7 protein-coding genes are annotated in these 7,728 nt (G+C 41.9%); 2 read left to right on the plus strand and 5 right to left on the minus strand.

Features of this window, described 5'->3' with window-relative positions; translation table 11 throughout:
• Positions 1-98: 98 nt before the first annotated feature.
• The 4 genes from VF06_RS16985 to VF06_RS17000 form a co-directional block, all read right to left on the minus strand.
• Positions 99-1,136: a hypothetical protein gene (locus VF06_RS16985; RefSeq protein WP_099072006.1), complete on the minus strand. Its 1,038-nt coding sequence runs from the start codon at positions 1,134-1,136 to the stop codon at positions 99-101.
• Between the two features lie 10 nt (positions 1,137-1,146).
• Positions 1,147-1,392: a hypothetical protein gene (locus tag VF06_RS42735; protein ID WP_099072005.1), complete on the minus strand. Its 246-nt coding sequence runs from the start codon at positions 1,390-1,392 to the stop codon at positions 1,147-1,149.
• A 1,007-nt stretch (positions 1,393-2,399) separates the two neighbouring features.
• Positions 2,400-2,894, minus strand: coding sequence for an Hsp20/alpha crystallin family protein (locus VF06_RS16995; RefSeq protein ID WP_099072004.1), 495 nt, complete (start codon positions 2,892-2,894; stop codon positions 2,400-2,402).
• A gap of 285 nt (positions 2,895-3,179) precedes the next feature.
• Positions 3,180-4,619, minus strand: a complete 1,440-nt coding sequence (locus VF06_RS17000) for an energy transducer TonB (protein ID WP_099072003.1) — start codon at positions 4,617-4,619, stop codon at positions 3,180-3,182.
• A gap of 509 nt (positions 4,620-5,128) precedes the next feature.
• Here VF06_RS17000 and VF06_RS17005 point away from each other — a divergent pair.
• Both VF06_RS17005 and VF06_RS17010 read left to right on the plus strand, forming a co-directional pair.
• The gene (locus VF06_RS17005) at positions 5,129-5,785 is read left to right on the plus strand and encodes a MotA/TolQ/ExbB proton channel family protein (RefSeq protein ID WP_099072002.1); all 657 of its coding nucleotides are present in this window, start codon (positions 5,129-5,131) and stop codon (positions 5,783-5,785) included.
• Positions 5,769-6,173, plus strand: coding sequence for an ExbD/TolR family protein (locus VF06_RS17010; RefSeq protein ID WP_099072001.1), 405 nt, complete (start codon positions 5,769-5,771; stop codon positions 6,171-6,173). The genes VF06_RS17005 and VF06_RS17010 overlap by 17 nt, the downstream gene beginning before the upstream one ends.
• Positions 6,174-6,594: 421 nt before the next feature.
• On the opposite strand, the gene VF06_RS17015 is transcribed toward VF06_RS17010, so the two are convergent.
• The gene (locus VF06_RS17015) at positions 6,595-7,362 is read right to left on the minus strand and encodes a thioesterase II family protein (protein WP_099072000.1); all 768 of its coding nucleotides are present in this window, start codon (positions 7,360-7,362) and stop codon (positions 6,595-6,597) included.
• Positions 7,363-7,728: the final 366 nt, after the last annotated feature.

Below are 7,728 nucleotides of genomic sequence, written 5' to 3' on the forward strand. Positions count from 1 at the left end.
AGGTGGGGAGGTGGGGAGATGGGGAGACAAGGGGAATAACTCCTAACTGTTCACTGTTAACTGCTAACTCCTAACTCCTCACTCAGCCCTCCCAATCCCTAATTCCGATAATTACCTTCCGATATCATATTCGAGTCCCAGGTGTACAAGCCGATTTGGTCGGGAACCTTAGAAAATCTACCTGTGCGATAGCCTCTAGATAATTCATTCAGCACCTTATTTTTAATCTCTCGAAGTTCCCCAGATGTTAGTTCTCCGTAAATTCCGCCGATTACTTCAGCGACAGTGAAAACTTTACCTGGATTTTTTTCAAACAGAGAAGTGAGGGCATCAATTAAGAATTGACCTTCATAGGCTTTGAGCATTGGTACAGTTTTGGGATTCGGAGGTATGAAAGGTTTCTTCCTTTTGCTTTTGATACTCCTAGAAGCACCATTGCCATTTTTGGGGGCAACTAAACTTAAATCCAGAGTATAACAACCAGGTTCTTCGGGAATAATTACCCAATAATTCCTTTCTCTGCCTTGGGTGAGGGAAGATTGAACTCTACCTTTAACTACTCTAAACAGATTAGAATCTAAGTCCCCATAAAGCGATCGCACGATGAAATCAATATGGCACACTGTACCTGACTGCTCTTGCAAAAGCTGTTTTATCGCTTCCATTCGAGACAGAGATTGATACTTGGGTAGCATGGGAATGTCTGGCACCTTGCCTGAGTTATCGTTGTTCTCTAGAGGTGTCTGTATATCTGTGAATGTGGTTGGAGAGTGGACTGCTTTTCTATCAACAGTACTGGAACGATTTGTTTCAATGTCCTCTGAATCTGTGAGTTCTGACTCTATAGACTCCGTCAAGTTGATTTGGGAGATGTCATCATGGGCTGACAAAAACCGCAAAGAGGCTTCTGGGGAAGAATTGGCGGTTTCATCAGCTGCTTTGAGTCTTGATATCTGCTTGTTACCATCAGCAAAAGACCAAGTAGATAACAAAGCTTCTACATGATCGAGTTGCGATCGCGCCTCTACAAATAGGCGTTCGTACTCTTCTGTAAGGCGAGCATAATAGTCTCGTAATTCCAACAGAGGCGAGAGAAAATTACCTGGAGGTGGTTCTAATTGCCCTTTTGAATTCATAACAGTTCAATCAATTGAAATCTGTGTCACTTGTGTAAGACATTGGTCTGGGTTTAGCCTTGCGAGATGTAGGCTGGGATTTCTTCGGTGCTTGGGGAGGCCGGCATTTCTCACAATATAAAGGTCGCGGCCCATAAGTCTCGCGTTTTGTCAGATCGTTACACTCTTTACAGACAAATTGGAAAACACGAGTGTGAATCTGTCTTTTGTGCGCTCGGACAGTATATTCCTTAACATCAATGAATTTACTTGCCATAATTAGGAATCTTGAATTTCCTTCCTATCAATGTCCTATCAATATAGCTATTCAAGCAAATCAAACTGCATCAGTGTGTGTTTATGTAGAAGTTTTATCCAAATCAGTGAATTTGATGCCAAGGACAAGGTGTGAATATTGCTTAGCAACCAAATCAGAGGGAGTCTGGACTATCCTCCAAGCATATACTTGGTGATGAGCAATTACTATCACCATTTATATAGTGCTTGATTTGAAAAACAATTCCTACTGTCTATAACTAGGTGATTTTGCCTGACGTGATGCATTTGCGATGCAGAGTGTGTAGCCTTCAACTAAAGTATAATCGGTCTGAATAATACCAGTGTTGTAAATCAAGCACTACATCATCACACAATTTTGCCAACAAAAGGCAAGCACGGACTTGTTTGGTTAATCAGACTAGTCTTGCACAATGGTGTCTTAAAGACCTCAAAGGAGCTGCTTGAACAAACTGTAGAAATCTTACCAAAGTATTCGTGCTTCAAGCCCTGAATTTTATTCATCAATATATAAACAGAGGAGATTTTCCTAGCCAGATCGGGGAAATTCACATAGATTAACAAATCGTGTTATTGCCAGTGTATTTAATTGTTCATATTATTTATAACCCTTCTGACTTCTGGTAGAGGAATATTGATGGCCAAAGCCATCCTTGTATAACGAACAACCGCCTCCTAATTTTTAGAAGGCGGCAATTATGTCGATAAAAGCATCATCAAAAGTCTAAATTTCTGAATATTTAAGCTGCTAATTTAAAGCAGTACAACTTTTTGTGTTAATTGTTGACTCTTAACTGTGAACCGTCAACGGTCTACAGTCTTCTATAAAATTGACAGCTGGGATTGGAAAGAGGATAGGGGGACAAGGAAAACTGGAAAAAGATAAAAGAAAGTAGGGAATCGGGAGTCAGGAGTGGAGGTCTGATGTATTTGCAACCTTTCCCCTTTACCCTTTCCCCTTTCCCCGAACCGTATTGCCCCCTAAAATCAACCAATGTTAACTTTCACTGCTCTGCCTTTTTCTGATTCGGCTTTTGGCAAAGTTAAGTGTAGAACGCCATTTTTGTATTCAGCTTGCACTTTGTTGTTTTGCACGTGGGAAGGTAACGGTATTACTCGATGGAATTTGCCATAACGGAACTCAGAGCGAGTGATGCCGTTTTCTTCAGTTGTGGTTTCGGTTTTGCGTTCACCGCTAATGGAAATTGATTCGGGAGTTGCTTCTACGTTTATATCTTTTGGTTCTAAACCAGGTACTTCTAGTCTTAATTTGATTGCATCATCAGTTTCTTCTATTTCTGCGGCAGGAATGAAGGTAAATCCAGTCCGTTCGCCACCATCAGTCGGTATTAATCTATCAAACAAGCGATTCATTTGCCGCTGTAGGGTGTCGATTTCTCGGAATGGTTCCCAAGGTTCGCTGTCCCGGAATGGTTGTAAGCCTTCGATATCCCGCAATGGGTTCCAACGAATGAGTGCCATAATTATCACCTCTAAGATGAACTATCTGGTCTTAGGAGGCTCAATTTCAAGCTTTATAGCCTACGAACAACTGATATAATACGTTTGTTAAGCAATCCTCAAATTACACTCAGCTCAATCTTAAGCTTCCTACCTTTGAGGCTATATCGAAATTTAAGTTGAGCAGGTTCGGTTTTATGGTCATCAGCGATCGCAATAACCGTACCTGTTAATGGTTTACAAAAAACTTGGTTGACGGTTAGCAGTCAACCGTCAACCGTCAAATGTCAACAATCAACTTAGATCCTACTCCTGACTTGGTGCAGTAGGTTGCGATTGAGGTTGGCGTAAACGGCGCAAAGATTCCCGCAATTTATTCTGGCTTGTGTTTTCTCTGCGGCGTCGTCGATTTGTACTTGCCTGTGGCTTTTGTGATGAATTAGTGGTTGTTCGTTCGCTGCGGACGCGCCGTAAAGTTTCTCTGGCACTTCCTTGAGAACTACTTGTCCTACTTTGGGATGATGAACTTGTGCCAGTAGTTTCCACTCTCTGACGACGTAGCCGCCCACTAAATCCTGATTCTGCTGCTCTTGTGGCTGTAGCTTCATTTGCAGGTGTAAATACTCGCCGCCTACGTCTTGAAGTTCCCTCTGTGGTATTCGAGTTGGATGCTGTGGCTTGTTGGGTTCTCTGTTGTTCTGTTTCTCTTTTCCTTTCTTGTTGGTATCGGCGGTATTGCTGGGAATCTTCTTTAAAAGCGGCAGAGTTGACTCGCACCCCTTGTCTACCACCTTGTGCTGGATTGAATTTCCACTGCCGCGCTTGTCTCAAGTGTTCTTCATCCAATTCACGGTTTCCACTAGATTTAGCTATCCGCACATTAATTACATTACCCTTTTCGTCAGTATCGAAAGCTAAACCTGTACGCCCTTCAATTCCTCGCCGTTTAAATGACTCTGGATATTTAAATTCACATTTGCGGCAAGCTGCACGACCATTACTAGTACCTGAATTGTTTATTTTTGGAGGTGTTGGGGCTGTTGGTGCTACTGCTAATGGACGGTTTACTGGTTCATTACTAATACCACTGCCAGTGCTGCTACCAGTACCACTGCCAGTACCGCTACCGATACCACTACCAATGCCGCTACCAATGCCGCTACCAGTACCAGTACCAGTACCACTGCCAATACCACCGCCAGTACCAGTACCAGTTCCTCCGCCAGGCCCAATTCCACTGCTTGTTCCCACAGCGATACCGCTACCGGAACCTAAACCAACACCAGAGCCACCACCGCCACCGCCACCAGATGAACTTGGTTTAGCATCTTGAGATGGAACTGTTCGTGGAATAAAGGCAGATTTTACAGGAACTTGTGGTGCAATTGTCTGCCTAATTATAGGTTGTGGTTTTTGAATGACTGTTGTAATCTGTTCGACTTGCCGCTGAATTTTTTCTACTGGTGGAGTTTCAATAGCCTGTTTTTGTACAATTTCTGGTTCTTTTTTGGGTTCTTCTGGAATTTGTTCGAGTGGTTTTTCTGTTTCCACAGCGGGAGAATCAACGATCGCCACCTCTATTGTGTCATCATTCCCTTCAGGCGTTCTTGTCAAATAATTACCTATACCTGAGGACAATACACCTATATGCAGCGCCAGTGAGCCTATAAAACTGTAAGCCAGAAAAGATTTGAGAGCTACAACTTCTTTGGAGCGTTGCTCGACATTAATACTGGAAAAGGTCATAGCTATTGCTACCTATTCTCACTAATTTAGTCATCTTAGAATGCAAGGTTACAAATATCAAGTCAAAATTAAAATTATTTGGGGTAGTGTTACGTAACCCCCACATTAGTGACAACATCCTCAAAAACTCTCAACATCACAGTTTCTAAATAAAATAAATTTTGTTTTTAATTAGATTAACTTATATAAAATCAGCAAATTCTCCATAGCATTTAGGTAGTTTTACCGCAAAAAATCTCAGTTTGGGTCAGTTATGAGATTAGTAAACCAGCAAAATTTATTACACGTAATCAAAGGTAAATTTAAACGATAGGCTCAAATAGTATTTTTTTACCTGACTTTGTACTTGATTTTTGTGTAATTAATTTTATACTCCTACTGGTATCAAAATCTTAAAAATTTGATTGGAAAAATTTATCATTCTATTTTAAATTTTATTGAGAAAAACTTTCAGCTTTTCTCTAGATTCTGCTAGTCTTACTGTGTATTGTTGATGACGTTTAGAGAACATGGGAATTCAGAATTTGTTTGCAGCAGGCGGCGTGGTCATGTGGCCGCTGCTGGGGTTTTCGGTGTTGGGTGTGGCGTTGATAATTGAGCGTATTAGGTTTTGGGTAAAGATTAACAAGCGTCAAAACCGCGTGGTGCGGGATGTTTTGAATCTCTATCGCCTCGATAATGTTGTCGGTGCAATGGATAAACTCCGGCAAAATGCAGATTTGCCACTCGCCCGGATTTTTCTAGCAGCTTTGGAATTAGAGGAGCCAAATCCAGAAGAATTTCGTTTGGCACTCGAAAGCGAAGCGCAAGCTGAAATTCCAGTACTCAAACGCTTCCAAAACTTTTTTGAGACAATCATTAGTTTAGCCCCACTGTTGGGTCTTCTGGGTACAGTATTAGGATTGATCACCTCCTTTGCCTCTTTAAATCTTGGTGATGTGGGAGGTAGTAAAACCGCAGGTGTTACATCTGGGATTAGTGAAGCGTTGGTATCTACAGCATCGGGATTGATTGTTGCTATCTTCATACTGTTGTTTGCCAATACTTTCCGGGGACTGTACCAACGGCAAATTGCGCTCATTCAGGAGTATGGCGGCCAGCTAGAATTACTTTACCGCCGTCGTTATGAAAGAGGAGGAGAGAAGACCTATGCGACTACAAGATGAACCAGATATTCCTGCACAGATTAATATTGTGCCGATGATTGACGTAATTTTTGCAATCTTGACATTTTTTATCATGTCAACTTTGTTTTTAACGCGTTCAGAAGGTTTGCCTGTAAATTTACCAAAAGCAGCCACAGCACAACAACAACAAGTTCCCTCTAAAATTACCATCACAGTAGACGAACAAGGAGTAGTAAGCCTAAACAAAAAACCAATTGCAGTTGATGATATAACACCGCAAGTGCGGAGTTTAATTGGTTCTAACTCAGAAATGTTAGTGATTATTAATGCTGATGAAAAAGTTAGCCACGGTAAAGTAATCGCTGTGATGGATCGGGTACGTGAAGTTCCGGGGGCAAAATTAGCAGTGGCCACTCAGAGACGATAGGGGATGGGGAGAATAATAGACTTCTAAGAGAAGTCGGGAAAAGGGGAAGGGGGGGCCCCTCTGGGGATAAGGGGCAGGGGAAAGGGGGAAAGGTTTGGTATTTTCCCTTTCTCCTTTCACCACAAGAGTGCAAAAAGCAATGAGTGAACTCTTTCTTCATGAGCTGCGCTCACAAGGAACAATGAAAATGATCTTGGAAGGATTAGGACTTACGCAAGAACTCTCTCAAACTCTTATAACTTCGTGCCCTTCTCTGACGAGACGCTGCGCGAATGCGTCCTACCCTGCGGGAAGCCGCTACCGCGTCTATGCGGTTAGTTTATTCATACTTTTGCGTAAGTCCTAAGGATTTTGCATTGTTTGAGCCTCTATTTTCAAGGCAGGTGTAATAACTCTCCAGTCAACAGTCAACAGTCAACAGTCACCAGTTAACACTCCTAACCCCCAATTTTTGACAAATAAGTTTAAGCAATGAATCTTGCTGAGAGTGTATAAAAAAGTGGTCGCCGTCAAACATTTGTAAAGAGAAAGTAGCGGTTGTTTGCTCTCGCCATGCTTGTAAAGCTTCATGGCTAACTTCTTCGTCTTGCCAACCACCAAATATACTGATGGGACAGTGCAGTGGTTCTTGGGGAATGTAAGTGTAAGTTTCTATAATTGCAAAATCCGCCCGCAAAATTGGAAGAAAAATTTGCATCATTTCTGGATTTTCTAGTACTGCTTTGGGTGTACCGTTGAGGGTGCGTAGTTCTTCGAGTAACTGTGCATCTGGTAAGGCGTGGATGGGTGGTTTTGTGGGCGGGATTTGGGGAGCGCGACGACCAGAGATGAACAGGTGAAACGGCTGAAGATTATACTTTAAGCGCAGTAGACGGGTTAACTCAAAGCTAACTAATCCCCCCATACTGTGACCGAAAAAGGCGAATGGTTTGTCTAAGTATGGTAGGAGAGATGAAGCGATCGCCTTGACAAGAGGTTCTAATCGCGCGATGGGTGCTGACTGCATCTGTCTTCCCCGTCCCGGATATTCCACTGCACAAACCTCGACATTGCGAGGTAAGCTATTAGCCCATGTACGAAAAATCATGGAGCTACCACCAGCATAGGGGAAACAGAATAAACGCAAGTTTGCTTGAGGATTTGGTTGGGGACAGCTAATCAAAGAATTGAAAGTTGGTTTAGTTGTCATAATAGAGCTTAGAGTTAGATATTGTTGACTGTTGACTGGAGTTAGAACTGCTAAAGTGATTGGTGTTCTGGAACGTTTAGGTTTTTGTTCTCACAACACGAGCTGTCATAGTGACAAAAAACTTATTGTTGTTTCAATACTGCTCGGTTAAGGGAAAATAGATAGTGGAATAAATCATAATTTGTTCGCGTGTGTCTTACGAGAACAAAAACAGCTAAAAACGTTGCTTGTACCTGAAGGCACTCTCGAAAAATTTAATTGTCAATTGCTGAGAAGATTTTTAACCTGTTGAATTATAAATTCAGAATGAACAATTTACGGTATCGCCCAAATAATAGATGTATTCAACTTGCTTGACTAAAAATT

Source organism: Nostoc linckia z4 (assembly GCF_002608075.1).
In the GTDB taxonomy this organism is placed as follows: Bacteria; Cyanobacteriota; Cyanobacteriia; order Cyanobacteriales; family Nostocaceae; genus Nostoc; species Nostoc linckia.